We start from the raw sequence: 25294 nt of genomic DNA on the forward strand, positions 1-25294 counted from the left end.
TCACGTCAGGCGTCGATTTCGCCACCGCGCCAAGCGGTTCGCGGGCTCGTGGGTCGCCGCCATCACCGCGCTCATCGGCGACGCCACCGATGCCGGGTGGGCGGGCTCGGCGTCAGGGGCCGCAAACCGGTCACCTTCCCACCACGTCGGCTGAAGTAGCGCCGTCGTCACGGGGATGGCCTTGTCAACGCTCTTACGCCCCCACGCGCAGGCGCGGTCGATGGACGCCGCCGACGGTGCGAGATTCGCGGGCGACAGCGTCGGCGTGAAGCGCACCAGGTGGTCGGCATACGGAGCGTTGCGCACCATCTGCAACTGAACCGCCTGGGCGATCGGGACGAGCCACAGGTGGCGGGGATCCCATTGCGGGTGAAAGCAGTCGAATGCGAGATAGCAGGCATTGCGGGTGCCGAGCCTGCCGTCGCGGACCCGCTTCCACGCCAGCTCGACAGGCACGTTGCTCGCGGCGCCACCGTCGACCAAAGCGGCGACCTCCTTGTCCTCACACAGCGCGTCGAGCAACGGGACCATCCGCGGATCGCTCGTTTCATGGTGCAGCACACCGGGAATGGCCGACGAAAAGGATGCCGCGTCGACGACGTCGAACTGGCGAGTCTGGTCGTTGTCGCCGATGACGACCGGCTTGACGACCCGCAGGTCGATGAATGCAGACACCTGCCACAACCGCGCCGCTACCTGAGGCCCGATACCGATAGGGAGGAAGGGCAGTGTCCGCATCTGCAACGCCGCCAGTTCCGGGCGGCGAAACCGCGACGGCAGAGCCGCATACGGCTGCCTGCGCACCCCGGCGACCACGACGTCGAACGGAATCGCCAAGTCCGACATCCGTATTCGCTCGCCGTCGGCGCGTCTGAACAGCGCATCGGCGAACTGGTCGAAGCGTAACGAAAACACACCGGCCAGCCCGTGTCTGCGGCGAAGGCGCTCGGGGCCCAGGATCGCGCCGTACGACACGGTCTTGGCCCACGCGACGTATTCCTCGATGGGCACCGGCAGAGCGCGGGCCACGACGCTGCCCATAATCGATCCGAACGACGAGCCGATCATGTAGTCCGGGACCTGACCGGCCTCGAGCAGTCGTTGCATGCCGCCGATATAGACAAACCCCGCACCGCCACCGCCGCCGAGCACGGTGACGAGTTTCTTGTATCCGACCTCGGCATCGAGTTCGGCGGGAGAGAAGTCGTTCCCGTGATTGTCGATCAGCTGACGACGTTGCTCGTCCTGGTCGTCGGTCAGTTTCGCAAGGACATCGCGTGCCTTCGCCAATGACTTTGCCGGGTCACGTTCCTCACGCAGCGGGCCGTACAGCGAATCGGCCACCCTGGCGCGCCACGGCGCCACTTCACCGCCCACCGAGACGTCGCCACGTCCGCGTCTGCCGCCGGGCCCCGCAGCCCCGGGCTCGAAATCGGCGAGTCGGGCGAAGTTGAGGATGTAACGCAGCCTGCGTAATTCCTCGTCGCTCAACACATCCGGTTTCGCCAGATGATGCCGGACGAGCTTGTTCTCCATCTTCTGCAGGAGGAGCGCCGGCTCGGCGGTCGGCAAAGGGACAGTACCGACGGAGTCGACGACCTCGTCCTCGACTGCCTCGACGAGATCGAGTGCGACCTCACGGCGACTTAGCCTATTGAATACGGCGTCGGCGGAAGAGTTTTCCATGCGGTGTGATTACGTCCAGCGTCTGTCGAAGCCGACGTTCGCATAGCCGGTTGACGTCGTTGCCAAGGAGTTCGTAGCCATGGAAGGCCTTTCGTGCATCAACTGATCGAGATTCAGCTGTCTGCTCGACGGTAATGGCGGTCCAGCCGTTTCCGCATGCACTTTCGTTGTTTGCGGGCAGCTGGGTACTTCCGTGCCGGCGATAGTTCATGTACCTTTTGGTACATGATTACCGACGATGGCGTCGAGATCGACGCACCGGCCACAGTCGTCTGGGATGTCTTCAGCGACGTCGAACGCTGGCCCGAATGGACGGCCTCCGTCACCCGCCTGGTCGCGCTCGACGGACCCGGCATCTCCGTGGGCAAACGGTTCGAGATCAAGCAGCCGCGCATGCCGAAGCTCGTCTGGGAGGTCACGGATGTCGAACCGGGCAGGTCATGGACGTGGGTCCAGCGTTCGCCCGGTGGGCTGACCAAGGCGAGCCATGACATCGAGGCGCTCGCCGACGGTCGTACCCGAGTACGTCAGCAGATCGACCAGGGCGGACCGATTGGGGCTTTGGTCGGGCTGCTCATGCGCCGACTGACGCGGAGATACCTCGAGTTGGAGGCCGCAGGCCTGAAAGCGCGAAGCGAGCAGTCATACCACCTCAATGGCCCGGCCTCCTGACCTCGAACGCCGCCAAGAACTGCTTGACGCAGTGGTCGCGGAATTCGCTGCGCGCGGGATCGGTGACAGGTCATTGCGCGACGTTGCAGCGGCGGTCGGGACGAGCCATCGGATGCTGTTGCACCACTTCGGCTCACGGAACGAACTGCTGCTCGCGATTGTCGGGGAGGTTGAACGTCGCCAGATGTCGATGATGAGTGACCTGCCCACCGAACCAGCCGACGCCATCGGGGCGATGTGGGCCGACCTGCGCAGGCCTGAACTGCGCCCCTTCGAGCGCCTGTTCTTCGAGTGCTACGCGCGCGGCGCACAGGGCGAGGCGCCCTTCTCCGGAATGCTGCCCGGCGCTGTGAACGACTGGCTGACCGACGACGCCGCCCGGGCAGTCGATCCCGCGATGATGCGTCTGGGTCTGGCCGTCGCGCGGGGTCTGTTGCTCGATCTGGTCGCCACGGACGATCGCAATGGGGTCGATGCGGCGCTGGCAGCATTTGTGGATCTGGTGCGTCGAGCAGGCGTTTAGGCCGTAGCTGCCCGTGGGTAGCCTGGTGACGTCGGGGGTCGAAACTGACCAGCATTTCCGCAAGTCGCGGGCGTGCAGATCGAAGGAGTCGACCTGATGAGTGTCAAGAAAACCGTCCTAGCGGCCCTATGTGCCGGTGCTGTGGCAGGCGGTGCACTGGGGATTGGCGCGGGTGTCGGCAACGCCGATCCGAAGTGGCCGGGTCCGCCGTGGCCCGGTCCAGGTCCGGGGGTGAATGTCGGCGGGCCGGGTAATCCCCTGCCGCCCGGGCAGCGCGGCCTTCCGCCGCCGGGGCATCGTGGCTTCGTGCCGGTGTGGGCGCCACCTGCTCCGCCGCCGCCGTACTGGGCGCCGTGGCTCCCGGTGGAGTGGAACAGTGAGCTGAACGCCTGGGGCGTTCAGTGGGAAGGTGGTTTCAGAACCGCGCCGTTCTGATGTCACGTCAGCGGAAGCCCCGTCCTTTTTTGGGCGGGGCTTTCGTGGCTTTCATTGCTCGTCGCTGCTGCGCCGGTCGCCGATGAACTCCAGGAGACGAGGATCGTCGGAGGTGAACCGTTCCATTTCCTCACCGCCGTCGCACCGCAACAATGCCACGGTGACAGAGCCGCCCACTCGGGCGAGCACCTCCCACAAAGCTCCGGAGTCCTGCCAGCGCTGAAGTTCGGCCACGCGGTCGACATCCATCCCTTCACGATTCCACGGTGCAGAGTGAGACGAACGCCATCTGGGTAAGAGGTGAGGTGTGACGGTCGTTCTCGCATTGCGGTGTGCCGATGGGCTGGTGATGGCGTCGGACTCGCAGATCACCGATCCCGTGCGTGCAGTGAGTTATCCAGCCCAGAAACTGCACGCACTCGGCAAGCACGCGGCGTGGGGTGGGAGCGGATCTCGGGCCGTGCTGTTCGACCTCGAGCAGATCTTCGATGCCGAGGCGGACGCGATCGTCGAAGCGCCAGATGTCGGGCACGCCCTCCAGCAGCGCGTCGTGCCTGTGCTGGAGCAGCACTACAGCTCGTTCATCCCAGAGGTTCCCGGTGGGAAACCCGGTGCGACACCAGCGACGTACATGTTGGCCGCGGGCTACTCCGACGGCAAGCCGTTCATCGTCGACATCGATCCGCACGGCTTGATCGGACATCACGAAGAGACCGGCTTTCAGGCAGTCGGCAGTGGCTCGCCGATGGCCCAGCAGGCCTACGCGCTGCTCGCCCATTTTCAGATGTCCAAGCGCAGTATCGACTACGGCGTCGTGGCAGCCCTGCGGGTACTTGACACTCTGGACACCTCCTCGCCGAGCATCGGCGGTCCGATGGATATCTGCCGGATGACACCTGATGGGGCCCGGCACTTCGACGAGGAAGAAGTCGCGCAGGTCCGTGAGCATGTCGCCAAATGGATTGAGTTGGAGCAGAAGGCGATCGACGAACTGTTCGGGTGATTCGCGCCCGGCGTGCTCAAGGGCCGCCCGAAGACGCGGCAGTCGCCGCGGGATGGGTTTCGACGATGTCGACACGCTGGACTTCTGCCCTGCATCATCCGCGGCGAGAAGGTAGGTAAACCTACCCTCAGTGGCTCCGGTAGGCTCGGCGGGCGATGACCGACATTGACGAGGCCCCGTCACCCGTCTTGCCGCGCGAGCTGACGTCGATTTCCGACGAGGTCCGCGCCGTAGGTGCACCGCCGACGCCTGCTCTGGGCGAGCCGTACCGCGTCAGGCTGGCCGACGCCACCGCAGACGCCGAGATGATCTCGGCGTGGATGAACCGCCCGCACCTGGTGGAGGCGTGGGAGTACGACTGGCCGCCGCAGCGCTGGCGGCGTTACCTGCAAGCGCAACTCGACGGTGACTACTCGCGGCCGTTCATCGGTAGTTTCCGCGGCCAGGACTTCGTCTACGTCGAGCTGTATCGAGCGGCTAAGGATTCGATCGCTCCTCGGTATGACGCGGATCCGCACGACATCGGCGTGCACGCGGCGATCGCGGAGATGCGATTCGTCAACCGCGGGATCGCGCCGATCATGTTGCCGCGCTTGGTCGCCAACATCTTCGAACTCGAACCCTGTTGCCGTCGCATCATGTTCGACCCAGATCATCGCAACGCAGCAGCGCGCGCGGTGTGCGAGTACGCGGGCGGTGTATTCCTCGGCGAGCACGACATGTCGAATCGGCGAATGGCGCTTTACGCGCTGCCGCGTTCGCCGTCGGATGCCCCTGAGATCGGCTAGCGTTCCCTGCCATGAAGAAGGCTGCGCTATGGGCGCTCGGCATCCTGATCGTTCTTGCCGTCGTCGGCTTCACTGCCGGTCCGTGGGCCTATCGCGAATTCATCGCCGGTGAAGCCGATGCCGAGTTGGCGCTGCCCGGCCAGAGCGAGGCGGCGACCACCGACGTCAACGGGATGTGGACGGTGGTGCCGGGGCCGGATGACGACGCCACGCGGACACAGGCGGGCTATCGCGTGGACGAAATACTGCGCGGCTCCCCGCTGACCGTAAACGGTCGGACTCCGAAGGTCACCGGCGATGCCGTAGTGACCGCGGAGAAGCTGGAGTCGGCGACGTTCACCGTTGACGTGGCGTCGATCACTTCACCGGAAAGCTCGCGCGACAATCAATTTCGTGGTGAGGACATCCTCGATACCGCCAAGTTCCCGACCGCCGAATTGCGCGTCACGCAGCCTGTCGACGTCGCCGCAGTACCCGAGACCGGGGCACCGGTGACCCTCGACGTCCCGGTCAGTCTCACGGTCAAGGGTGTGTCACGCGACATCACAGCGAAGGTCGACGTGCAGCGGAGAGGTGCGACCATTGTCGCCGCCGGCTCTGTCCCGGTGACCTGGACCGACTTCAACGTCACGCCACCGGATTTCGCCGGGTTCGTGACCGTTGAACCGACAGGAACCATCGAGTTCCTCGTCAACCTCGCCAAGGCCTAGGCCAGCAAGGCCTAGGGCAGCTGGTTGAACTCGGCGTAGCCGTCGTAGTCGGGCTTCATCGCCGCGGCGACCAACTCCCACAGCACTTCGTCGGTGCCGCCGCCGACGCGCGCCAGCTTCATATCGCGCCACCATCGGCCCAGCGGTGTCTCGTCCACCAGATAGCCCGAGCCGCCGAAGATGTGCATACATTCGTTGAGCACCTCTTCGCCCAGGCGGGCCGCGTTGACCTTCATGGCCGCAGCGGCGCGGAGATCCAGCTTGCCCGTCGCCGCGATTCCGTCCAGCGCAAAACGCAGCATGTCGACGCGTGCCTGCAGGTCGGCCATGCGCAGCCGCAGTGCCTGATGCTCATACAAGGTATGGCCGAACTGTCGGCGAGTCATCATGCGCGCCAGCGTGATTCCAATGACGCGCTGAGCCGACGTCGACACCAGTCCCGCCACCGACATCCGCTCCTGCGCCAGTCCCCAGGAGATCGCGGCCAGGCCGATGCCCGCACGTGCGACCAATGCGTCGGTGGGCACCCACGTGTCGATGTGCACGGCGGCGGTGTCCAGCGGACCGGCACCGACCTTGCGGTACTGTGGCTGAATTTCGCACTGCGCCAACGGGACGGCGACGACGACCACGCTGCCGTGCTTGCTGTTCGGATCATGGTCGACATTGCGGGCCACCGCCATGACGTGGTCGGCGACTGGGGATAGCGACACGAACTTCTTGATGCCCTTGACTTCGAATCCGTCCCGGATCGACCGGACCTCGGTGCCGACGATCTGCAGGTCGGATCCACCGGACTGTTCGGAGGCGCCGATGCACAGCACGGTCTCGCCGCGGATCGCCTGCTCGGCGATGTTGCGCAGGTAATCCGACTTGCCGAACCGCCGCAGGATCGCGATCGCCGAGTCGTGCAGTCCCACGCCGACGCCGATGCCTGCCGACCCCAGGGTTCCGAGCTTGCGCGCCAGCGCGATCACCTTCGCGACGTCTGACTGCTGCTGGCCCTCCGGCCACTTGGCGGCGAAAACACCTGATTCACCGAGGTATTCGATGAGCTGGCGGGGAAAGCGCTCGGTCTCTTCGGCCTCGGCCGTCCACTTCGTCACCCGGTCGTCGAAGACGCGCTCGAGCAGCTCGCAGTAGTCCTCGTCCACAGGGAGGTCGACGGTCATCGGCTGGCTCCTTCGATGCTGCGCTTGACCTCCAACCGGCGCAGCTTGCCCGAGGACGTGCGTGGCAGCGCACCGGGTTTGACGAACACCACATCGGCGGGCACCACACCGCATTCGGATGCGACGCGGGCAACCACGGCACTGCGCGCTGCGGGTTCGTCCTCGCCTTTGAACTCCGCGGTGATGATCAGTCGCGGTCGTGCGGTCGCCTCACCGGTGCCGATCGCGATCACGCAACCGTCACGCACGCCGTCGATTTGGCCGGCAATGCGTTCGATCTCGTTGGGGAACACGTTGCGTCCCGCCACCGTGATGAGTTCCTTCGCGCGGCCACAGACGACGAGCCCCTCGTCGGTCAGGTATCCGAGATCCCCGGTGGGCAGCCAGTCGCGAAAATCAACCGGCGCCACGCCGACATACCCGTTCATGAGTGACGTGCCGCGGATCTCGATCTCTCCGACCTCACGATCGGCCACCTCGGTGCCGTGAGGCTGCTCGGTGTTCACCCGAATCTCCATACCGTCGATCGGGTGGCCGAGAACAGCAAAGCGCCTGGTGGATTCGCCCGCATCGGTCGTCACGGTGACCTCGTCGATACGAAGACCTGAGAACGGCTCGGGAATGGTTACTGCACAGGTAGATTCGGCAAGCCCATAGGACGGGGCAAGTGAATTCGGGTTGAAGCCGAAGCGGGCCATCTCTGCGGAGAAACGTGTGTATCCGTCACAGTCGACGGGTTCGCCGCCGTTGAGCGTGTAGCCGAGATTGCTCAGATTGAGACCGGAGAGGCCGCTGCCGTACTTGCCGATGATGTTGAACGCCATATTGGGCGCCGCGGTCATCGTGGCCTTGCTCTCGTGAAGCCAGTCGAGCCAACCAAATGGATTGCTGGAGAACGCCTTCGTGGGCGCCTGCCAAAGATCTGCCTGCCCGAGTGTGGATACGAGCATGACCGCAAGACCCATATCGTGGTAGATGGGTAGCCAGCTGTGCAGTCGGGAGTCGCCGTCGATATTGATTCGCGTGGTCAATCCGCGAAGGTTGGCCAGGGCGGCGGCGGGCGAAATCTGCGCTGTGCGTGGAGTTCCGGTGGAACCGGCGGTGCCCTGCAGGATGGCGACGTCTGCTGTCTGGGGTCCTTCGAAAGGGGTGGATCTGCGGGCGTGGGCCACGTCGACGAGATCGTGAAGGACTATTCCGTCGGTCTGCTCGCGCAGCAGTTCCAACTCGACGCCGTGGCTGAACACCGTCGTCACTCCGATGCTGCGCCACCGGTCCCAAGTCGTCCGCGCCCATTGCAGGGGATCGGCGCGCCGAATGGGTCCCGGCAGGATCGACAGTCCCGCGCCCGCGAAGAAAGCGCCCGGTATCGCGGCGAGATACTCGATGGTCGGCTCACCGACGAGGCCGACCGAGGTGGATCCGTCGTCGACGATGCAGTCGGCGACGTTCTCCGATCGCGCGTGGACCTCCTGCCAGGGATGGTGAATCCACTTGTCGCTGCCGGTATCGAGCACCGATAACTGGGTCCTGGCTCCGCGCATCGCGGCCGACAGTGCCGCGGCCAGCACGGTCACGAGTTCAAGTGGGCCGCGGGCACCTTCGCGAGGATGGCCGCTTCGAGATCGCCCACGGTGCCACAGCTGAGCAGGTCCTCTTCGGACAGCGCCACCCCGAGTTTGTCCTCGATGGCCACGATTCCAATTGCGAATGCCACCGAGTCGAGCCCGACGTCGTCGATCAGTCTGGATTCCCTGGTGACCCTGCGGGTATCTACATTCATGTCTTCGCGCAGGATCTCGGTGAGAGCAGCGCTCACGGCTTCTGGATTGGACGAAGTCACGGCGTGGGACGGTACACCCGAATCCGAGGTGAGGGTAGCCTTACCTCGCGTGGTCGAGGGAGCGCCGCCACTCATATCGCGATACCCGCAGCTAGAGCGGTACAGTCCTTCGAAGTGGTGATGGATCTCGCCCGAGCTAGTCGCTCGAACCGCCAATTGGCTGATAGTTCCTGCCGTCATCGCGATGGATCAGGCACCTAACACATGAGCTCAGAACCGCCCGGCGTGAAGCACCCGAACGACGACGGGGGCGTACCTGACGAGGGGACGTTGCCAACGGCCGCCGACTCTCACGCCGAGTTGCTGACGGATCCCGACGCGCCGGCCAAACCGCTACGACCGCTGCACCTACGGCCATCGGCGATGGCCTTGGTATTCCTCGGCGCTATCGCCGGAACAGCGCTGCGTTACTACGTGGAGAAGGCTCTGCCGCACGATGGCGCATCGTGGCCGTGGGCGACCTTCTTGATCAACCTGTGCGGCGCCTTCGCCTTGGGCGGCTTGCTCGAGGGACTCGCGCGTCTCGGCGAGGACTCGGGTTGGCGCCGCCGCGCCCGCCTCTGCGCCGGCACCGGGTTCTGCGGGGCGTTCACCACCTACAGCACCTTCGCACTGGAGATCGTGCTGTTGGGCCGACACGGCGACTTCGGAACCGCCATCAGTTACGGCCTGCTCAGCGTCGTGGGCGGTGTGTTCACCGCCTGGCTTGGCATCGTGATCATGGCAGCGGTGCACCGTAGGAGGTCGCCCGCATGATTGCGATCCTCACCTTCCTCGCGGGAGCCTCGGGCGCCGTCACGCGGTTCCTGCTCGACGCATGGACGAAACAGCGCTGGCAATCCCCTTTTCCCTTGGCGACTGTGGTCATCAACATCACGGGATCGCTGTTCCTCGGCATGCTCGCCGGAATGGTGCTGTTCCACGACCAACCAAGCACCTGGCAGACCGTGCTGGGCACCGGATTCTGCGGCGGCTACACGACTTTCAGCACCGCCAGCTTCGAGACCGTGCGACTGATCCAGCAACGCCGGCGAGGGCTTGCGTTGCTCAACGCGCTCGTTTCCCTGGTGCTATCTGTCGCGGCATGCGCGCTCGGACTGGCTGTGGTGTGGGCGCTCTGACCCGCTGAGAATCTCGACCGATGGAGGGCGGCCGCAATGGCAGACTTTGGCGAATCCACGACGCGGACCTCTGCGGAGTTGGTGGTCGGCTGGGATCGCGAACCCGCGAGCGCCGCGGCGTTGCGTTACGCGGTGAAACTGGCACGGCATCTGGAGGCGCACCTGCATGTGGTGCACATCGCCGACGTCGCCGACCTACCCGTCGATCCGGACGCGTGGGATTACGAACAGCAGTTCCACGCCAGCGTCGAAGCCCACGCCGTCGCCGCACGAAAGCTGCTGGACGAACTCGGCGCGAACTGGACTTACCACGCTATGCACGGCCGTCCACCGGATGTGCTCGCCGAGCTTGCCGAGCAGGTCGACGCCGTGATGATCGTCCTCGGCGCACCGCGGGGCGGCGTGCACTCGTTCATCGACACCTTCGCCGGCCAGTCGGTCGCCCACCAGTTGACTCGCAAACACGCCCGAGCGGTGCTGCTGGTACCCGACTCGTCGTCGGAGCAGACGTCGCTCCTCGCGTAGAGAGTGCGACGAACTGTCGCCGTCGGCCTGAATTCTCCGCGCCATGGCCGTGCGCGGCGCGGAAACAGAGCAGACTGGACCCATGGCGGCCAACCCCCGCGCCGGTCAACCGGCGCAGCCCGAAGACCTCATCGATGTGGCTCAGGTAGTCACGGCCTACTACACCGTCGAACCTGACCCCGACAACGTCGACCAGCAGGTGATGTTCGGCACGTCGGGCCATCGCGGCTCCAGCCTGGATGCGGCGTTCAACGAGGCACACATCGTCGCGACGACCCAGGCCATCGTCGAGTACCGGCACGCGCAGGGCACGTCCGGCCCGCTGTTCGTCGGACGTGACACGCACGCGCTCTCCGAACCCGCGTGGGCCTCGGCACTGGAGGTGCTCGCCGCCAACGACGTCGTCGCGATGATCGATTCAGCGGACCGCTTCACCCCGACGCCCGCCGTCAGCCATGCCATCCTGACCTTCAACGACGGACGTGACGGCGATCTGGCCGACGGGATCGTGGTCACGCCGTCGCACAATCCGCCACGTGACGGCGGCTTCAAGTACAACCCGCCCAACGGCGGACCTGCCGACACGGATGCCACCGGTGCAATTGCCAAGCGGGCCAACGAGATCCTGCGCGACGGCCTGAAGGATGTGAAACGGATACCGCTGGCCAGCGCCCTGAAGACCGCGGAGCGTCACGACTACCTCGACGCTTACATCGCCGATCTGCCCAACGTCGTGGATCTGCATGCGATCAGCGCCGAGGGTATCCGCATCGGCGCCGACCCGCTGGGCGGCGCCAGCGTCGACTACTGGGGCGCCATCGCCGAGCGACACAACCTGAAGCTCACCGTGGTCAACCCGCTTGTCGATGCGACGTGGCGGTTCATGACCCTCGACACCGACGGCAAGATTCGGATGGACTGCAGTTCGCCCAACGCCATGGCGTCATTGATAGCCAACCGCGACAGCTACCAGATCGCGACGGGCAACGACGCGGACTCCGACCGGCACGGCATCGTCACACCCGATGGTGGGCTGCTCAATCCGAACCACTTCCTGGCTGTGGCGATCGACTACCTGTACGCCAACAGGCCCGAGTGGCCGGCGTCCACGGCCGTCGGCAAGACTGCGGTGAGTTCGTCGATCATCGACCGGGTCGTCGCCGGGCTGGGCCGCAAATTGGTCGAGGTTCCGGTGGGCTTCAAGTGGTTCGTCGACGGATTACTCAGCGGCACTATCGGTTTCGGCGGCGAGGAGAGCGCCGGGGCGTCGTTCCTGCGGCGCAACGGGTCGGTGTGGACCACGGATAAAGACGGCATCATCCTGGCGTTGCTAGCGTCGGAGATCCTGGCGAAGACAGGTTCGACGCCGTCCCAGCGATACGACGCGCTCGCCGAAAAGTACGGTGCGCCAACGTACGCCCGCATCGACGCGCCCGCCAACCGTGAGCAGAAGGCGCGGCTTGCCAAGTTGTCGGCCGAGCAGGTCATCGCCACCGAGCTGGCGGGCGAGGCGATCACCGCGAAGCTGACGACGGCGCCGGGCAACGGCGCGCCGCTGGGCGGTCTGAAGGTGACGACGGAGAACGCGTGGTTCGCTGCGCGCCCGTCGGGTACCGAAGACGTGTACAAGATCTACGCCGAGTCGTTCCGCGGGCCGGACCATCTTGCCGAGGTGCAGGAAGCGGCCAAGGAAGTGGTGAATAAAGTCATTGCGTGAGTTCTGACGCGGAGGCCGACTGTTCGAAAGACAGTTCCGGCCAGGGTGGCAAGCCGAAGCTCCCGCGTGAGGTCTGGCTGTTGGTTTCGGCGAACGTCGTGGTCGCGCTCGGCTACGGAGTGGTCGCGCCGGTTCTTCCGCAGTATGCCCGCCACTTCGGTGTGAGCATCAGCGCGGCGACCTTCGTCATCACGGCGTTCGCGTTGATGCGGTTGGTGGCCGCTCCGCCGGCCGGCTGGCTGGTCCAGCGGCTGGGGGAGCGTCGGGTCTACATCAACGGCCTGCTGATCGTCGCCGTGTCGACCGCGGTGTGCGCGTTCGCGCAGACGTACTGGCAGTTGCTGCTGTTCCGGTCGCTCGGCGGACTCGGGTCTGCCATGTTCTCGGTGTCGTCGCTGGCCCTGATGATCCGGATCTCGCCCCAGGATGCACGCGGTCGCGTCGCGGGCCTGTTCTCGTCAGGGTTCCTCATCGGATCGGTCGGAGGACCGGTGCTCGGCAGCCTCACGGCCGGGCTGGGTCTGGCGGCACCGTTCGCGATCTACGGGGCTGCGCTGCTCGTCGCGGCCGGGGTGGTGTTCTTCAGCCTGCGGGGGAGCACGCTGGCCGCACCCGAGGAATCCGACGGGCCCGCTGTCACGCTGCGAGAGGTGTTGCGGCACCGTGCCTACCTCGCCGCGCTGCTGTCCAACTTCGCGACCGGATGGGCGGCGTTCGGGCTGCGTATCGCATTGGTGCCGCTGTTCATCGTGGAGGGACTGGGCCGCGGGACCGGCATCGCAGGCCTGGCGCTCGCGACGTTCGCCATCGGCAACGTCTCAGTGGTGATTCCCAGCGGTTACCTGTCCGACCGGATCGGGCGGCGCAAGTTGCTCATTGTCGGACTGCTGGCCTCGGCCGTCACGACGAGCCTGCTCGGGGTGACGACGTCGCTGGTGATCTTCCTGGTGACCGCGTACGTGTGCGGAGCGGCGACGGGCATCTTCATCTCCCCGCAACAGGCCGCTGTCGCCGACATCGTCGGAAACAAGTCCCGCGGAGGGACGCCGGTCGCGGTATTCCAGATGATGGTCGACGTCGGATCGATCGGCGGATCGCTGATCGTCGGCTTGATCGCCCAACATCTGTCGTTCGGCTGGGCCTTCGTCGTCAGTGGCTCGGTCCTCTTTATCGCGGCAATCGGTTGGATGTTCGCTCCGGAGACGCGCGGTCTACCGCCGGCTGGGCACACGCCGGCGCGCCCGCTCGGGCCGGAGGCCGGCGGCGAAGTGCCCTGACCTGCGATTTTGAAGGCCTACCGCAGGTGGTGTAACTTCGATGAGCACAACAAGGGGCTATGGCGCAGTTGGTAGCGCACCACACTGGCAGTGTGGGGGTCAGGGGTTCGAATCCCCTTAGCTCCACTTCTCGATGAGTCGCTCTTGTCTCAAATTCTGGGCGGCTCGGTCGTTTGCGGTACGCAGCTAACCGGGCTGCCCACCGCGCCAGCGCGAGACGTCCAGTGCGATGGCCACGTTGACGCTGGACCCGGCCAGAGGGCGGGGCAGCAGCTCGTCGGCGCGGGCTAGCCTGCGCAGCAACGTGTTGCGGTGCATATGGAGCTGGGTGGCGGCGCGCGAGGCGTTGCACTGCTCGGCGACGAAGGTTCGCACCGTGTCCTGCAGTTCGGCGCTCGCGAACTCGAAGGCGCCGAGCGCATGTTTGACGAAGACGGCGGCGCGTTCGGCGTCGGCCGTGACCAACGCAACCAGTTCGATGTCGGCGAACATCGCGAACTGCTGGGGTGAGTGCAGGCGCGCCATCATGTGCTGGGTGGTAAGGGCGTCGAAGTGGCTGCGCCGGAAGCCATCCATTCCGTCAGCTGTCGCTCCTACCGCGACGCGAATGTCGGACTCCCCGCCGATCACATGGTGGAGAGCCGCCACATCCACATCGCTGACTCCCCGCACCCATACCCACCGGGTGGCCGAACTGGCGAGGACACTCAACGGTCGCGCGCCAACCGCCTGGCCGAAGGCCTCGGCGGCGCGGTCCAGCCGGGCCAGGTCGCCGGCCGGGTCGTCGCTCCAGATGACAGCCGCAGTGTGGTTTCCGGTCAGCGCGTAGCCGAGGCGATGCTCTGCGCGTTGCCGGGTTATGGGTGCGCCGTCGAGGATCAGCGCGATGGTTTCGCGGCGCTCGGCGTGGGTGCCGCGCGTGAGTTCTTCGCGCTCCGATTCGATCTGCGCGGCGATGAATGCCAGGGTGTCATCGATGAACACACTGATCGACTGTGAGCACACGCTGAGCAGTTCGCGCAGTTCGGCCGGGTCGGTGGTCAGTTCGAAGGCGATCTCCATGAGTCGGCGCCAGGCCACTCCCTCGCCCACCCGATAGGCGTCCAAGGCAAACGCATCGAGCCCCCGGCGCACCAACTCACGGGCGATGTTCATCGGTTCGGGACCGGTGTTCGCGGGTACCGGGGCACCCGGATCGCGGACGTTGGCCGTGCCCCAGAAGTACATATTCGCCCGGTTGCTGTGGCTGACCGCCGCCGCCAGTTCAGGATCCGACGCGATCGTCGGGTTGGCTCCGAGGACAGCCGCATCAAGTTCCCCCAGCCATTCCGGCCGCGCGTTGACGACGAGCTGGGAGCACTGCCGGATCAGTTCGCTGACTCGTGGCGAGGGTCGCTTCCAGACCATTCGGTCAATGTAGAGCTGCGGTGCAGACTGCACCATTGAAAGGGCAATATTGGGATGTTTTGACCTTGGTCGGAGCTGTCGGGAAAGCGACGATTGTCACATCGCTTCAACAAGCCGACAGGGAGTCACAGTCATGGTCCACACCGAACACGTCGACGTACTGATCGTCGGAGCCGGCATCTCGGGCATCGGCGCCGCCTACTATCTGCAGAAGGATCACCCGGACCGCAGCTACGCGATTCTGGAGGCGCGCGGCGCCTGTGGCGGCACGTGGGATTTGTTCCGCTATCCAGGGATTCGCTCGGACTCCGACCTGCACACCTTCGGCTACGAGTTCAAGCCTTGGCGCGACGACGACGCCATCGCCAGCGCCGACAAGATCCTGGCCTATTTGCGCGAGACCGCCGCTGAGAACGGCATCGACGAGCAAGTCCGCTACCACCACAAGGTGTTGGCTGCGGCCTGGTCGAGCGCCGACGCCCGCTGGACGGTCGACGTCGAGCACGCCCAGACCGGCGAGCTACTGCAGTTCAGCGCGAACTGGATCTTCATGGCCGGCGGTTACTACCGCTACGACGAGGGATTCACCCCGGAGTTCGAAGGCCGTGACCGCTTCGGCGGTCAGATTGTGCACCCGCAGCATTGGCCGGAGGCGCTCGACTACACCGACAAGAAGGTCGTCATCATCGGCAGCGGCGCGACCGCGGTCACGCTGGTGCCTGCGATGGCCGACAACGCCGCGCACGTGACGATGCTGCAGCGCTCGCCGAGCTACATCATGCCGACCCCGACGAAAGACGTGTTCGCCAACACCGCCAAGAAGATGCTCGGCGACAAGCGCGGGTATGCCCTCACCCGCCGCAAGAACATCGTCAAACAGCGTGCCGTGTACCAGTTCTGCCAGACCTTCCCTGGGCCGGCCCGCAAGCTCATCCGTCACCTCAACGCCAAGCAGCTACCCGAAGGCTATCCGGTCGACACTCATTTCAACCCGTCCTACAACCCGTGGGATCAGCGCCTGTGCGCGGTGCCCGATGGCGACCTGTTCAAAGCGATCGCCGACGGAAACGCATCCGTTGTGACCGACCGCATCGTGACCTTCACCGAGAACGGGATCCAGCTGGCGTCCGGTGAGCAGCTCGATGCCGACATCATCGTCACCGCAACAGGTTTGAACCTGCAGATGTTCGGTGGGGTGAGCCTGAGTGTGGATGGTGAGCAGGTCGACTTCGCCAAGACGTTCGCTTACAAGGGCATGATGCTCTCGGGCGTGCCGAACTTCGCGTTTGCCGTGGGCTACACGAACTCGTCGTGGACGCTCAAGGTCGGACTGCTGTGCGAGCACTTCTGCCGGCTACTGACCCATATGGACGGCAATGGATTCGACACCGCACGTCCCGAGATCGGCGACCTAAAGATGGAGGGCCGGCCACTGTTGGACTTCTCCGCCGGTTATGTCAAGCGAGCGCTGGATCTCATGCCCCGACAGGGTGACGGTGCCCCGTGGATGATGTCGTCGAGCTACGGCGCCGACGTCAAACTCCTCCGCAGCGATTCGGTGCTGGACCCCAACCTGCAGTTCGACACCAGCGACGCGGTTGCGGCCGCTCCCGCGATGGCGGTGACCGCATGAACGACCAATTCTGCCGGGCCGGTGGCGATCGGGAGGTGTGCTATCGCACTGACGGTGACCCGTCTGCTGCATCGCTACTGCTGATCGCCGGGCTGACGCTGGACCTGACCTCGTGGCCGCAGGACATGATCGATAGCCTTGTCGCACAGGGCTTCTACGTGATCCGGTTCGACAACCGCGACGTCGGCAGGACCAGTCCGGCCACGACACCGCCACCGGGGCTGCTGCGCCGGGCACTGCGCCGTCACCGCCGGGATGGGTACGACCTGGCGGATATGGCTGGCGACGCGATCGCGGTGCTCGATCATCTCGGCGTCGAGCGGGCACATCTGGTGGGAATGTCGATGGGCGGCATGATCGCGCAGACGATCGCCAGCCGCTATCCGGACCGGACGGCGTCGTTGACGTCGATCTTCTCCACGACCGGGGCCAAGGGGGTCGGCCAGCCCGCCGTCTCGACGCAGTTGCGCTTGGCCAACCCAGGAGCACGCAACCGCGCCAAGTTCATCGGCAAGCACGTCAAGTTGATGGGCCACCTGGCCGGCACCGGTTACCCAACCGACAAGGCCGGCACCGCCGAGTACGCGGCCCGGGCCTGGGATCGTGGCCTTCGCGAAGCGGCCGGCGAGGGTGTCGCGCGCCAGGTCAACGCGATCCTCAAGTCCGGTGACCGCACCGCCGAGCTGCGTAACGTCACCGCCCCGACGATAGTGATCCACGGCGACCGCGACCTGATCGTGGCGCCCAACGGCGGGGCGGCGACCGCCGCGGCGATCCACGGCGCCCGTCACGTCACCATCGCCGGGATGGGCCACGACATCGCGCCTGGGGTTATCGGCCGGATCGTCGACCTGATCGTCCGGAACGCCGCTGAGTCGGCGGCAGGTGTGGCCAAATGACGACGGCTGCCGCCCGCCGGCCGGTGTCCGGTCGGTTCCGACTTGACGACAAGGTCGTCGTTGTCACCGGTGCTTCATCGGGCCTCGGCGTCGCCTTCGCCCATGCGTGCGCCGAAGCGGGGGCCGACATCGTCGCCACCGGACGTCGTCGGGACCGACTGGAGCAGACCATCGAACTCGTGGGCACCGCGGGCCGCGGGGGCCTCGTCGTGGCTGCCGATGTGGCCTCCGCCGATGGCTGCCGCTCTGTGGTCGACGCCGCTTTGAACCGGTTCGGCCGCATCGACGTGCTGGTGAACAACGCCGGTGTGGAGGACCACGACCCCGCGTCACGGCTGGCGGTCGAGGCTTTCCGCCGGGTGCTCGACGTCAACGTCACGGCTTGTTTCGAGCTCGCGCAGAGTGCTGCGGCGGTGATGCCGCGCGGATCGTCAATCATCAACGTGGGCAGCATTCTGGCCTACACGACGCTCGATATTCCGACGACCGCCTACTCGACGTCCAAGGCCGCGATCCTGGGTTTGACCCGGTCGCTGGCTCGACAGTGGAGCGGCCGCAAGGGTATCCGCGTCAATGCGCTACTTCCCGGCTTCTTCCCCACCGACATGGTCGCCGAGTTGCCACAAGGCCTCGTCGACGACCGGCTGCCGATGGGACGGATGGGTGATCCGGACGAACTTGCCGCGGCGCTGGTCTTCCTCGCGTCGGACGCGAGCAGCTACATGACCGGCAGTGAGCTGACCGTCGACGGCGGCATGCGCCTCACCTGAGTACTTCACGAAAGACAAACCAGAAGCAAACGGAGCACCCACCATGACGATCATCGCGCCACTCGATGCCATATTCCTGGCGTCCGAAACCCGTGAGCACCCCATGCATGTCGGCGGCCTCCACGTCTTCCGGTTGCCCGAAGGCACCCCGACCGACTATGTGCAGATGCTGCACCGACGGCTGCTCGACTGCAGGGAAGTGGCGCCGATGTACCGGCGCAAGCCGTCCTGGCCCGGCGCGCTCGGAGCGGTGCGCTGGACCAACGATGAGGACGTCGACCTGGAATACCACGTGCGGCACTCTGCGTTGCCACGTCCGGGCCGGGTCCGCGAACTGCTCGCCCTGGTGTCCCGGCTGCACGGCAGCCTGCTCGACCGGCACCGGCCGCTGTGGGAGTTCCACCTGATCGAGGGACTGGACGACAACCGATTCGCCGTCTACGTCAAGATCCACCATGCGCTCACCGACGGGGTGAACGCGGTCCGCAACACGATGCGCATGCTCTCAGCGGAACCCACCGGCCAGCTAGGCGCGCTGTGGTCGCCGGAGCCGCGGCCCACTGTGGCGGTGGACGCGCCCCTCTCGGTTTCCGCCGCATCGCTGGCCCGGGCCCGAGCACTGGCCACCGACATTGTCGGCGTATTGCCCACCGTCGCCGATGTCGCGGTGCAGGGCATTCGTAATCCTGATGCCGCGCTGCCGTTCAGCGCGCCCAAGACCCTGCTGAACCGGCCGCTTACGGGTGCCCGCCGGTTCGCAGCCCAGTCGTGGTCGATCGAGCGGCTCAAGCTGGTGGCCAAGCGGTATGGCGCCACCCTCAACGACGTGGTGCTGGCGATGTGTTCGGGAGCGCTACGCGCGTACCTGCATACCGAGGACCGGTTGCCGTCGAAGTCATTGGTGGCCGCCGTGCCGGTCGCGCTGCCGCGCAGGGACGGTGACGGCAACTCGGTGACTATGGTGTTGTGCCGACTGGCCACTGACGTTGCCGACCCGTCAGAGCGACTCGCCCGCATTCAGGCGTCGATGCTGGCCGCCAAGACGACGATGCGGGGGCGCACGCCGCTGCAGTTGTCCACAATCGGCATGTTGACGTCGATCGGCCCAAGCGGCCTCAACGCGATTCCAGGGTTCACCGGGGCCGCGCCGCCCCCGTACAACGTAGTGATCTCGAATGTGCCCGGTCCACGGGAGCGGTTGTACTGGCAGGATGCCGAATTGGAAGGGTGGTATCCGGTATCCATGCCGATCGAAGGGCAGTCGCTGAACATCACCATGCTCAGTTACGGAGACAACCTGGAGTTCGGGTTGATCGGCTGCCGGCGCAACGTCGCACATTTGCAGTGGCTGCTCGGTCACCTTGAGGACAGCCTCGCGGTGCTAGAGGCGTCGAGTTGATCCGACGCCAAAGGACCGACCTTCGGTGCGTTCAGTCAATCCCGAGATCAGTTCGACTAGCTTCCAGGTTCCGTCAAGGTTCGGGGCGTGTAATCGGTGAACGCCGGAACAGGAGGTTCCGTCATTCGGGTGCCGCTATGGGTTGGGCCTGTCGCCGGGCCCGTTGGGACCGTGCCGAGCTTCGACCGAGCCGTCCGGAGTCCTGAGCCTGGTGACGCTGTGGCGAAGAGCTGAGCGGCGACGGTCGCGTCGAGATCCAGGACGCCTCGACGTCGGCCCTCGCGCCCACGTCTCTGCCGCTTGGCCTTTGAAGCTTGTCGGCCCGACTCAACCGCCGCTCGAAGGAGTATCCGATCGCCTGAGTGTTGGCGGTGTCCACTGGCCGTTGACTATCTCCGCCCTTGGCCGGTAGAGCCGGATGAGATAGTTCCATCCGTTCGGGGTGACGATCGCGTTAGCAGGGGTTTCACCTTCCGTCGAGCCGACGAAACGGACGGTGACCGAACCATCTTCGTTTCGTTGACCGGTGACGCTGTTGACGGTGTATAGATTCCTCTCGTTCGGCTCGAAGAAGCCCTGTGCGTTGTATACCGACACAGACCAGAAGGCATCGACGGGAACCTCGGTGAACACCAACTCGAAGTCACCTGGCAGGACCCTCGGGTCCACACCGATATACACGGCCTCCGAGGTCGGAAGCCCGCCCCACCCGGCGGCGCATCCGATCAAGTGATGAACCGGGTCGACTTCGTCTCGCGTCCCGAACGTCCGGTCGAACTGGTTGAGTCCGCGGGCCAGCTCGAGTAGCGCATTGCGGGTCGCGTCCAGGCTTTCGACGTCGTAGTCGGGCATGACGAACGGCTCCTGCGGGCCGGCGGTGATCGTCAGAGCATCCTGGAGCCTTGACACAGCCCCCACATCGTCGGGGTCGTCTGGATTGACCAAGATCCGCACCGCCACGAAGACATAGCGAGATCCGTGGTCATCGGCGGTGAGCGTATGCTCGCCCGGGTCATGGAGGACGCTGTTGATGTAGTGATCCTCATTGACGACCATCGCCGACAGATAGCGGCCACCGGCCTCCGGCAACGTGAGGCGGACGGGTTGACCGAGGTCAACAACCGCGAAGCTATAGAGCGTGTCACGGTTCAGTCTGATGACTGTCTGCTCGTCGATGCGGACTGGCGTTCGGTTGTGCCGGAATTGCCCGATCCCTCCGGCTTCTGCCTGGTTGTCCGAGAACATACGGTGAGTTTCCGCACGGACGAAGTTGTCGACGCTCACTCGAATCGTCATCCCGCACACGCTAGTTCTTGTCCTGGCCAGCCGTACTTGAAACCGGAACCCGACGAACTCCCGGTTCGTTGAGTCCTAGCCGTGTCCTAACACTGTCGGTCACGGGCAAATACGTACTAGACAGATCGACACCAACCGAGCCCGGCGAAGTGGACTCATCCGCACGGTATGGACCGTGAGATACCGGCCGGCACACCTAGTTTCACACTGGCAGTGTGGGGGTCAGGGGTTCGAATCCCCGTAGCTCCACTTCTGTGATGAGTCGCGCTATTGCGGCTCGGACTCCGGAAAGCCCAGACTCCAGCCGCGGTAGGTGTAGTTCTCGTCCCCGACGCTCGGACTGGGCAGGATTTGGATGTTGCTCCCGTCGCCGTATCCCGGGGATAGGCCCTGCACACCGCCGGATACGTAGGTGCCATCCCCGCGGGAGATGTCGATATGCGCACCGACGAATCCTCTGCTGAAAACAAGTGCCCCACGCGGGGGGTTCTTGTCGGTGTGAATCTTTCCCTGCTCGAGCAGTGTTTGGTACATGGTCTCGGCGGCGCCGTCCCAACCGTATTGCTCCTGCGGCACGCCGAATGCGTAGGCCACCAGAGCTTCACATCCGTAGATACCGAATTGGTCTGTCCCGAGGAGGCTTTCGGCCTTGGCGATTGCGGCGTCGGCTCCACGGATGGTCGGCCGTGGCTCAGCTGGTGCACTCGGTGCGAATACGAGTGTCGCGGTGAGACAAGTGGCTGCAAGAAGCAGAAGTCTTCGGATGTTCAACTCGTGGCTCCGGTTCTCGGCCTGCATGGTGGCGTGCCTGCAAGCACAATATTCGTTTCTTCAAGTGTTGTTCAGTCGGCCATCGCCTGGCGTGGGGATTGGCCGTGGCTGGTGGTGAATCCATGCCCCTTCCTGCGGCGACTAAACGCGATCAGCAAAGCCTCCCTCGAGCAGCGCAGCGACCGGAGCTCCGAATTTCCGTCGTTGCCGGGGTTGCCGTAGTGCGAGACTGACTGGGTGGAGCATGTACCCCTGGTAGGCATTTTCGGAGACCTTCCCGCGCGGGATTTCGTGGTGTCGCCTGGCTTTGCCGGCCTAGCGGCACTGTTGGCCGCGGTGATCGCGGCGTGCGCGGTGCTCTATGCGTCGAGACGCGCCCGTCAGCGGTTCGAGCAGCAGCGTGATCGAGACGAGAGCCGTCAGGAACAGGCCCGTCACGATGCGGAGAACGCACTGGCGTGGGAGCGCTGGCAGTGGGTGGTCGACACCGCCGGGATCGAGCCTGCCGCGAGCGAGGGGGCCACTCTGGGGCTTGGGCCCGCGGTGACCCTGGAGTTGTTGAGTGGGTTGCTTCGTGATGCCGAGCGACTCGGCGATGAGACGCTCGCCAGGGCTGTGGCAGTGTACCAAGAGCAGCTCTTGTTGGTTCTGGCACAACAGGCCGGTCCGGTTTCCGACATCGCGGGGGCAACGACCACGCGCCCGTCCGATGAGACACGCCGCACCACACCTGTATCGCCGCACCGCGAACCGAGCACGCCGACACCGATGGTCGCGGCTGAAAAGTCTTCCACCGAAACACCTTCCGCCCCGGTGGCGGAGAGCAGCGGAGGGCGGCGTCGCCGATGACGACGACTCGTCAACACATCGAGGACCTCGACGTCGACAGATGGGCGACGCTGACACGACGCGCGGCGGCGGAGTCGGTCGCCGCCGCACAGCGGTTGGGGTTACAACCACGGGCTGAATCCGTCGCATTGGCGGGGATGAGTGAGCGCGAACTCGCCCAACACCGCGAACGCAATGGGCCACCGGTGCCACGCCGGTCACTGGCGATGCAAGTCGTCGAGGCCGACCATCTGCGCCGGGCGGCCGAGGAGCAGGCGCGCGTGGCGCATCAGGGTCGGCTCGACGCTGAGGCGGCGGCCTCGCTGGCGCGCGCCGAAGCCGAAGAATCGGCACGCGTTGCCACGGCGGCTGCTGAGCGGGTCCGCGCGGTGGAGGCCGAGGCCGAGCGCAGGGACACGGAAAGAAGGGCCGAACGGGCGGCCGATCAAGAGGCGGTGCAGCAACTGCGGGCCGAGATCGAGCGGGTGAAAGCTGGTGCGGCGGCTGAGGTGGCGGCGGCCGAAGAGAGGGTTCGGGCCGCGGAGGCGCGTGCCCTTGAGCGGAGCACCGAACGGACGACCGAGCGCGCAGCCGCGGAGCAGGCGGTGCAGCAACTTCAGGCCGAGATCGAACGGGTGAAAGCTGGTGCGGCGGCTGAGGTGGCGGCGGCCGAAGAGAGGGTTCGGGCCGCGGAGGCGCGTGCCGTCGAGCGGAGCACCGAGCGGACGACCGAGCGGGCGACGGGCGAGGAAGCCGTGCAGCGGGTGCGCCGCGAGTTGGAAAAGTTGCGCTCAGACACTGCCGCTGAGGTGGCGGCGGCGCGTGGGCAGGCGAGTGGCGATGTGGCCGCGGCGCGGGAGGCCGCCGAGGCCGAGATCGCCGCCGCGCGAGAAGCCGCAGATGCGGAAATCGCTCGCTGGGAGGCCCACGCCCTGAATATGGAGCGATGGGCGCGAGGGGAAGTGTCGACTCACCTGTTGACGATTCCCGTTCCGCCGCCGGAGCTACGTGCCCAGATCTGGTCTGTCGAAACCACGATCGACATGCTCTACCAGATTTGTCATGTGCTGGAGGTGGTACTGGTTGAGGACGTCGAGTCGCCGTTCGTGCCCGATCTCGACTTCACGCGCAATCTGACGGGGAAGGTGCAAGAGCAGGCCAAGGATCTAACCCACGAATTGGCCACGCTGGCCACGCGGTACTCCGATCAATCTCAGGCGGAGGCCGCCGCCGGCTACGCCGAGGCCGCCGGTGACGCCTATCGTTCGCTTCTCCAGCGCATAGACGCTGGTGTCCAGCGGCTGGGAAGGCGCTTCCACAGCCCAGATGCCGAGATCCTCGCGACGATCACGGCCATGCTCGCTGACCTTCGAGCACAAGGTCTTCACTAGAGCGACATCTGCCCGACGCGCGACGCGGATCGTTGTCATCGCCGAACAGTCGCCAGTGCGACGCCGGGTAAGTTGCGACGTGTGAGCGAAAACAGAGGTCGTGGATTCATTGGAAAGCCCAATCACCTCGCCGCCGTGATGGACGGGATGTCTGGGGAGCAACCGGTTTTCACCGACCGGGTCAACGAGACGGCGAGCTGACGGTATGGGTGTGTTGGACGGCCGGGTCGCATTCATCACCGGCGGCGCGCGTGGGCAGGGGCGCGCGCATGCGTTGGCGCTGGCCGCCGAAGGGGCGAAAATCGTCGTCGCCGACGCGCCCCTGCCGATGAACCTGACCTACCCACTCGCCACCGAAGACGACCTTCGCGAGACGGCCAAACTCGTCGAGGAGCTGGGGTCCGTGTGTCTTCCGATCACCATGGACGTGCGCGATCCCGTCGCAGTGAGCGCTGCCGTCGAGGAAACCGTCAGCAGCTTGGGAAGTCTCGACATTGTCGTGGCCAATGCCGGCATCGTGAGCACCGGACCGCTGGAAGACGTGACCGACGAGATCTGGCAGCAGCTCGTGGACACCAATCTGACGGGCGTGTTTCACACCCTGCGGGCCGCCGTCCCGGTGATGCGGCGGCAGCGTTTCGGGCGGATCGTGGTGACCTCGTCGATGGGTGGTCGAATGGGCATCCCCGAATTGGCGCCGTACAACGCCACCAAATGGGGAATCATCGGTCTCGCGAAGTCGCTGGCTTTGGAAGTCGCCAAGGAGGGCATCACCGTGAACGTGATGTGCCCCACCACGGTTCACACGCCGATGGTGCAGCCCGTCGGTGTCGACGGTGTTCCCGACGAATTGGTCCAACGGATGATGAGGGCGAATCCGATACCGCAGCCCTGGATTGAACCGGAGGACGTGAGCCGTGCGTTGCTCTATCTCGTCACAGATCCGGGTGTCGTGACCGGTAGCGTCCTCGAAATCGGCCTCGGCGGCAGCGCTCGAATTCACTGACGTGCGTTGTCCGTTATCCGATGGGCAGGCGCGTGCAGCACGTCGATGACGAGATCGCGACGGGGCAGACGGCACTGGACGTGAGACTCTTGGGCCAGAGGGCGGTGATACCGCACGGTGCGAACTGCATTGGCGATGGGGCGGCGACCGATGCAGGTGCGAGCGCCGTGATCAGCATCGCCAATCCGATCGCGGTACTGAGGCAAATCGATACGAGCAGCAACACGATTACGCGGATCCCCGTCGCTGTCGGCGGCATGCCGCGGTCATTGTTGGCTTCCATGGGTGAACCTCCGGTTGGGGCCGGGGCATCATCGCCGACGGCCTCTACCAGTTAAGACACCACCCGCAGCGAGTTCGTGACCGTGAGCCTGTCACGAATTCTGTGTAAGTCCGAGATGGGACTACTACGAGTTGTACTC

General features: G+C 65.3%; 27 protein-coding genes, 1 tRNA gene and 1 riboswitch. Of the genes, 19 read left to right on the forward strand and 9 right to left on the reverse strand.

Features of this window, described 5'->3' with window-relative positions:
- The gene (locus M1248_RS21710; RefSeq protein WP_317149683.1) at positions 1–1686 is read right to left on the reverse strand and encodes a patatin-like phospholipase family protein; all 1686 of its coding nucleotides are present in this window, start codon (positions 1684–1686) and stop codon (positions 1–3) included.
- 225 nt (positions 1687–1911) lie between these two features.
- Between M1248_RS21710 and M1248_RS21715 the strand changes: the two genes are divergently transcribed.
- The 3 genes from M1248_RS21715 (at position 1912) to M1248_RS21725 (ending at position 3316) form a co-directional block, all read left to right on the forward strand.
- Positions 1912–2358: an SRPBCC family protein gene (locus M1248_RS21715; protein ID WP_317149684.1), complete on the forward strand. Its 447-nt coding sequence runs from the start codon at positions 1912–1914 to the stop codon at positions 2356–2358.
- Entirely contained in the window at positions 2342–2881 is a 540-nt protein-coding gene (locus M1248_RS21720) for a helix-turn-helix domain-containing protein (protein ID WP_317149685.1), read from the forward strand. Before M1248_RS21715 ends, M1248_RS21720 begins: the two co-directional genes overlap by 17 nt.
- 96 nt (positions 2882–2977) lie before the next feature.
- Positions 2978–3316 carry a hypothetical protein gene (locus tag M1248_RS21725; protein WP_317149686.1) on the forward strand — a complete coding sequence of 113 codons (339 nt, stop codon included), beginning with the start codon at positions 2978–2980 and terminating at the stop codon, positions 3314–3316.
- A 51-nt stretch (positions 3317–3367) separates the two neighbouring features.
- On the opposite strand, the gene M1248_RS21730 is transcribed toward M1248_RS21725, so the two are convergent.
- Positions 3368–3565 carry a hypothetical protein gene (locus M1248_RS21730; protein ID WP_317149687.1) on the reverse strand — a complete coding sequence of 66 codons (198 nt, stop codon included), beginning with the start codon at positions 3563–3565 and terminating at the stop codon, positions 3368–3370.
- A 58-nt stretch (positions 3566–3623) separates the two neighbouring features.
- On the opposite strand from M1248_RS21730, the gene M1248_RS21735 reads away from it, so the two are divergent.
- The 3 genes from M1248_RS21735 (at position 3624) to M1248_RS21745 (ending at position 5817) form a co-directional block, all read left to right on the forward strand.
- Positions 3624–4319, forward strand: coding sequence for a proteasome protein (locus M1248_RS21735; protein WP_317149688.1), 696 nt, complete (start codon positions 3624–3626; stop codon positions 4317–4319).
- A 155-nt stretch (positions 4320–4474) separates the two neighbouring features.
- Positions 4475–5107, forward strand: a complete 633-nt coding sequence (locus M1248_RS21740) for a GNAT family N-acetyltransferase (protein WP_163725276.1) — start codon at positions 4475–4477, stop codon at positions 5105–5107.
- A gap of 11 nt (positions 5108–5118) precedes the next feature.
- A complete protein-coding gene (locus tag M1248_RS21745) occupies positions 5119–5817 on the forward strand; it encodes a YceI family protein (RefSeq protein WP_163725279.1) in 699 nt (232 codons plus the stop codon).
- Positions 5818–5828: 11 nt separating this feature from the next.
- On the opposite strand, the gene mbtN is transcribed toward M1248_RS21745, so the two are convergent.
- Genes mbtN through M1248_RS21760 form a run of 3 tightly spaced genes read right to left on the reverse strand, consistent with a single transcriptional unit; the run spans position 5829 to position 8907 of the window.
- The gene (gene mbtN, locus M1248_RS21750) at positions 5829–6989 is read right to left on the reverse strand and encodes a mycobactin biosynthesis acyl-ACP dehydrogenase MbtN (protein ID WP_317149689.1); all 1161 of its coding nucleotides are present in this window, start codon (positions 6987–6989) and stop codon (positions 5829–5831) included.
- Positions 6986–8557: a long-chain-fatty acid--ACP ligase MbtM gene (gene mbtM, locus M1248_RS21755; protein ID WP_317149705.1), complete on the reverse strand. Its 1572-nt coding sequence runs from the start codon at positions 8555–8557 to the stop codon at positions 6986–6988. Before mbtM ends, mbtN begins: the two co-directional genes overlap by 4 nt.
- Before the next feature lie 5 nt (positions 8558–8562).
- Positions 8563–8907: an acyl carrier protein gene (locus M1248_RS21760; protein WP_317149690.1), complete on the reverse strand. Its 345-nt coding sequence runs from the start codon at positions 8905–8907 to the stop codon at positions 8563–8565.
- A 32-nt stretch (positions 8908–8939) separates the two neighbouring features.
- Positions 8940–9012, forward strand: a riboswitch (Fluoride riboswitch).
- Between the two features lie 24 nt (positions 9013–9036).
- On the opposite strand from M1248_RS21760, the gene crcB (M1248_RS21765) reads away from it, so the two are divergent.
- The 6 genes from crcB (M1248_RS21765) to M1248_RS21790 all read left to right on the forward strand — a co-directional run bounded on the left by crcB (M1248_RS21765) (position 9037) and on the right by M1248_RS21790 (position 13598).
- On the forward strand, positions 9037–9588 hold the full coding sequence (gene crcB / locus M1248_RS21765; protein ID WP_163725292.1) for a fluoride efflux transporter CrcB: 552 nt from the start codon (positions 9037–9039) through the stop codon (positions 9586–9588).
- Positions 9585–9953 carry a fluoride efflux transporter CrcB gene (gene crcB / locus M1248_RS21770; protein WP_163725295.1) on the forward strand — a complete coding sequence of 123 codons (369 nt, stop codon included), beginning with the start codon at positions 9585–9587 and terminating at the stop codon, positions 9951–9953. Before crcB (M1248_RS21765) ends, crcB (M1248_RS21770) begins: the two co-directional genes overlap by 4 nt.
- Before the next feature lie 36 nt (positions 9954–9989).
- Positions 9990–10478, forward strand: a complete 489-nt coding sequence (locus M1248_RS21775; protein ID WP_163725297.1) for a universal stress protein — start codon at positions 9990–9992, stop codon at positions 10476–10478.
- An 82-nt stretch (positions 10479–10560) separates the two neighbouring features.
- Positions 10561–12195, forward strand: a complete 1635-nt coding sequence (gene pgm / locus M1248_RS21780; protein WP_317149691.1) for a phosphoglucomutase (alpha-D-glucose-1,6-bisphosphate-dependent) — start codon at positions 10561–10563, stop codon at positions 12193–12195.
- Positions 12192–13472: an MFS transporter gene (locus tag M1248_RS21785; RefSeq protein WP_163725303.1), complete on the forward strand. Its 1281-nt coding sequence runs from the start codon at positions 12192–12194 to the stop codon at positions 13470–13472. The genes pgm and M1248_RS21785 overlap by 4 nt, the downstream gene beginning before the upstream one ends.
- A 53-nt stretch (positions 13473–13525) precedes the next feature.
- A tRNA-Ala gene (locus M1248_RS21790) sits at positions 13526–13598 on the forward strand.
- 60 nt (positions 13599–13658) lie between these two features.
- On the opposite strand, the gene M1248_RS21795 is transcribed toward M1248_RS21790, so the two are convergent.
- Complete coding sequence (locus M1248_RS21795) at positions 13659–14879, reverse strand: PucR family transcriptional regulator (RefSeq protein ID WP_317149692.1); 1221 nt, start codon at positions 14877–14879, stop codon at positions 13659–13661.
- Positions 14880–15012: 133 nt separating this feature from the next.
- On the opposite strand from M1248_RS21795, the gene M1248_RS21800 reads away from it, so the two are divergent.
- From M1248_RS21800 to M1248_RS21815, 4 genes are read left to right on the forward strand one after another with little or no spacing between them, the layout of a single operon-like run.
- Complete coding sequence (locus M1248_RS21800; RefSeq protein ID WP_317149693.1) at positions 15013–16512, forward strand: NAD(P)/FAD-dependent oxidoreductase; 1500 nt, start codon at positions 15013–15015, stop codon at positions 16510–16512.
- Positions 16509–17411 carry an alpha/beta hydrolase gene (locus M1248_RS21805; RefSeq protein WP_317149694.1) on the forward strand — a complete coding sequence of 301 codons (903 nt, stop codon included), beginning with the start codon at positions 16509–16511 and terminating at the stop codon, positions 17409–17411. Before M1248_RS21800 ends, M1248_RS21805 begins: the two co-directional genes overlap by 4 nt.
- Complete coding sequence (locus M1248_RS21810; RefSeq protein ID WP_317149695.1) at positions 17408–18181, forward strand: SDR family NAD(P)-dependent oxidoreductase; 774 nt, start codon at positions 17408–17410, stop codon at positions 18179–18181. The genes M1248_RS21805 and M1248_RS21810 overlap by 4 nt, the downstream gene beginning before the upstream one ends.
- Before the next feature lie 43 nt (positions 18182–18224).
- Positions 18225–19580, forward strand: coding sequence for a wax ester/triacylglycerol synthase family O-acyltransferase (locus tag M1248_RS21815; protein WP_317149696.1), 1356 nt, complete (start codon positions 18225–18227; stop codon positions 19578–19580).
- 327 nt (positions 19581–19907) lie between these two features.
- Here M1248_RS21815 and M1248_RS21820 read toward each other — a convergent pair whose 3' ends face one another.
- Together M1248_RS21820 and M1248_RS21825 are read right to left on the reverse strand one after the other, a co-directional pair.
- On the reverse strand, positions 19908–20876 hold the full coding sequence (locus tag M1248_RS21820; RefSeq protein WP_317149697.1) for a DUF1214 domain-containing protein: 969 nt from the start codon (positions 20874–20876) through the stop codon (positions 19908–19910).
- A 267-nt stretch (positions 20877–21143) separates the two neighbouring features.
- Positions 21144–21470: a hypothetical protein gene (locus tag M1248_RS21825; protein WP_232076057.1), complete on the reverse strand. Its 327-nt coding sequence runs from the start codon at positions 21468–21470 to the stop codon at positions 21144–21146.
- A gap of 414 nt (positions 21471–21884) precedes the next feature.
- On the opposite strand from M1248_RS21825, the gene M1248_RS21830 reads away from it, so the two are divergent.
- The 3 genes from M1248_RS21830 to M1248_RS21840 all read left to right on the forward strand — a co-directional run bounded on the left by M1248_RS21830 (position 21885) and on the right by M1248_RS21840 (position 24872).
- Positions 21885–22496, forward strand: a complete 612-nt coding sequence (locus M1248_RS21830) for a hypothetical protein (RefSeq protein ID WP_317149698.1) — start codon at positions 21885–21887, stop codon at positions 22494–22496.
- A complete protein-coding gene (locus M1248_RS21835) occupies positions 22493–23866 on the forward strand; it encodes a hypothetical protein (RefSeq protein WP_317149699.1) in 1374 nt (457 codons plus the stop codon). The genes M1248_RS21830 and M1248_RS21835 overlap by 4 nt, the downstream gene beginning before the upstream one ends.
- Positions 23867–24071: 205 nt before the next feature.
- On the forward strand, positions 24072–24872 hold the full coding sequence (locus M1248_RS21840) for a mycofactocin-coupled SDR family oxidoreductase (RefSeq protein ID WP_317149700.1): 801 nt from the start codon (positions 24072–24074) through the stop codon (positions 24870–24872).
- A 13-nt stretch (positions 24873–24885) separates the two neighbouring features.
- On the opposite strand, the gene M1248_RS21845 is transcribed toward M1248_RS21840, so the two are convergent.
- A complete protein-coding gene (locus tag M1248_RS21845) occupies positions 24886–25155 on the reverse strand; it encodes a hypothetical protein (RefSeq protein WP_317149701.1) in 270 nt (89 codons plus the stop codon).
- Positions 25156–25294: the final 139 nt, after the last annotated feature.

This window comes from Mycobacterium sp. 29Ha (assembly GCF_032883055.1).
In the GTDB taxonomy this organism is placed as follows: domain Bacteria; phylum Actinomycetota; class Actinomycetes; order Mycobacteriales; family Mycobacteriaceae; genus Mycobacterium; species Mycobacterium gallinarum.

Bases quoted from the DNA above. Each gene is read 5' to 3' on its own strand.
- M1248_RS21810 (WP_317149695.1), top strand. From the start codon at position 17,408: ATGACGACGGCTGCCGCCCGCCGGCCGGTGTCCGGTCGGTTCCGACTT.
- M1248_RS21815 (WP_317149696.1), top strand. From the start codon at position 18,225: ATGACGATCATCGCGCCACTCGATGCCATATTCCTGGCGTCCGAAACC.
- M1248_RS21820 (WP_317149697.1), bottom strand. From the start codon at position 20,876: ATGACGATTCGAGTGAGCGTCGACAACTTCGTCCGTGCGGAAACTCAC.
- crcB (WP_163725292.1), top strand. From the start codon at position 9,037: ATGAGCTCAGAACCGCCCGGCGTGAAGCACCCGAACGACGACGGGGGC.
- M1248_RS21760 (WP_317149690.1), bottom strand. From the start codon at position 8,907: ATGAGTGGCGGCGCTCCCTCGACCACGCGAGGTAAGGCTACCCTCACC.
- M1248_RS21745 (WP_163725279.1), top strand. From the start codon at position 5,119: ATGAAGAAGGCTGCGCTATGGGCGCTCGGCATCCTGATCGTTCTTGCC.
- mbtN (WP_317149689.1), bottom strand. From the start codon at position 6,989: ATGACCGTCGACCTCCCTGTGGACGAGGACTACTGCGAGCTGCTCGAG.
- M1248_RS21835 (WP_317149699.1), top strand. From the start codon at position 22,493: ATGACGACGACTCGTCAACACATCGAGGACCTCGACGTCGACAGATGG.
- M1248_RS21775 (WP_163725297.1), top strand. From the start codon at position 9,990: ATGGCAGACTTTGGCGAATCCACGACGCGGACCTCTGCGGAGTTGGTG.
- pgm (WP_317149691.1), top strand. From the start codon at position 10,561: ATGGCGGCCAACCCCCGCGCCGGTCAACCGGCGCAGCCCGAAGACCTC.
- M1248_RS21805 (WP_317149694.1), top strand. From the start codon at position 16,509: ATGAACGACCAATTCTGCCGGGCCGGTGGCGATCGGGAGGTGTGCTAT.
- crcB (WP_163725295.1), top strand. From the start codon at position 9,585: ATGATTGCGATCCTCACCTTCCTCGCGGGAGCCTCGGGCGCCGTCACG.
- M1248_RS21840 (WP_317149700.1), top strand. From the start codon at position 24,072: ATGGGTGTGTTGGACGGCCGGGTCGCATTCATCACCGGCGGCGCGCGT.
- M1248_RS21800 (WP_317149693.1), top strand. From the start codon at position 15,013: ATGGTCCACACCGAACACGTCGACGTACTGATCGTCGGAGCCGGCATC.
- M1248_RS21720 (WP_317149685.1), top strand. From the start codon at position 2,342: ATGGCCCGGCCTCCTGACCTCGAACGCCGCCAAGAACTGCTTGACGCA.
- M1248_RS21715 (WP_317149684.1), top strand. From the start codon at position 1,912: ATGATTACCGACGATGGCGTCGAGATCGACGCACCGGCCACAGTCGTC.
- M1248_RS21710 (WP_317149683.1), bottom strand. From the start codon at position 1,686: ATGGAAAACTCTTCCGCCGACGCCGTATTCAATAGGCTAAGTCGCCGT.
- M1248_RS21730 (WP_317149687.1), bottom strand. From the start codon at position 3,565: ATGGATGTCGACCGCGTGGCCGAACTTCAGCGCTGGCAGGACTCCGGA.
- M1248_RS21725 (WP_317149686.1), top strand. From the start codon at position 2,978: ATGAGTGTCAAGAAAACCGTCCTAGCGGCCCTATGTGCCGGTGCTGTG.
- M1248_RS21795 (WP_317149692.1), bottom strand. From the start codon at position 14,879: ATGGTCTGGAAGCGACCCTCGCCACGAGTCAGCGAACTGATCCGGCAG.
- M1248_RS21740 (WP_163725276.1), top strand. From the start codon at position 4,475: ATGACCGACATTGACGAGGCCCCGTCACCCGTCTTGCCGCGCGAGCTG.
- M1248_RS21845 (WP_317149701.1), bottom strand. From the start codon at position 25,155: ATGGAAGCCAACAATGACCGCGGCATGCCGCCGACAGCGACGGGGATC.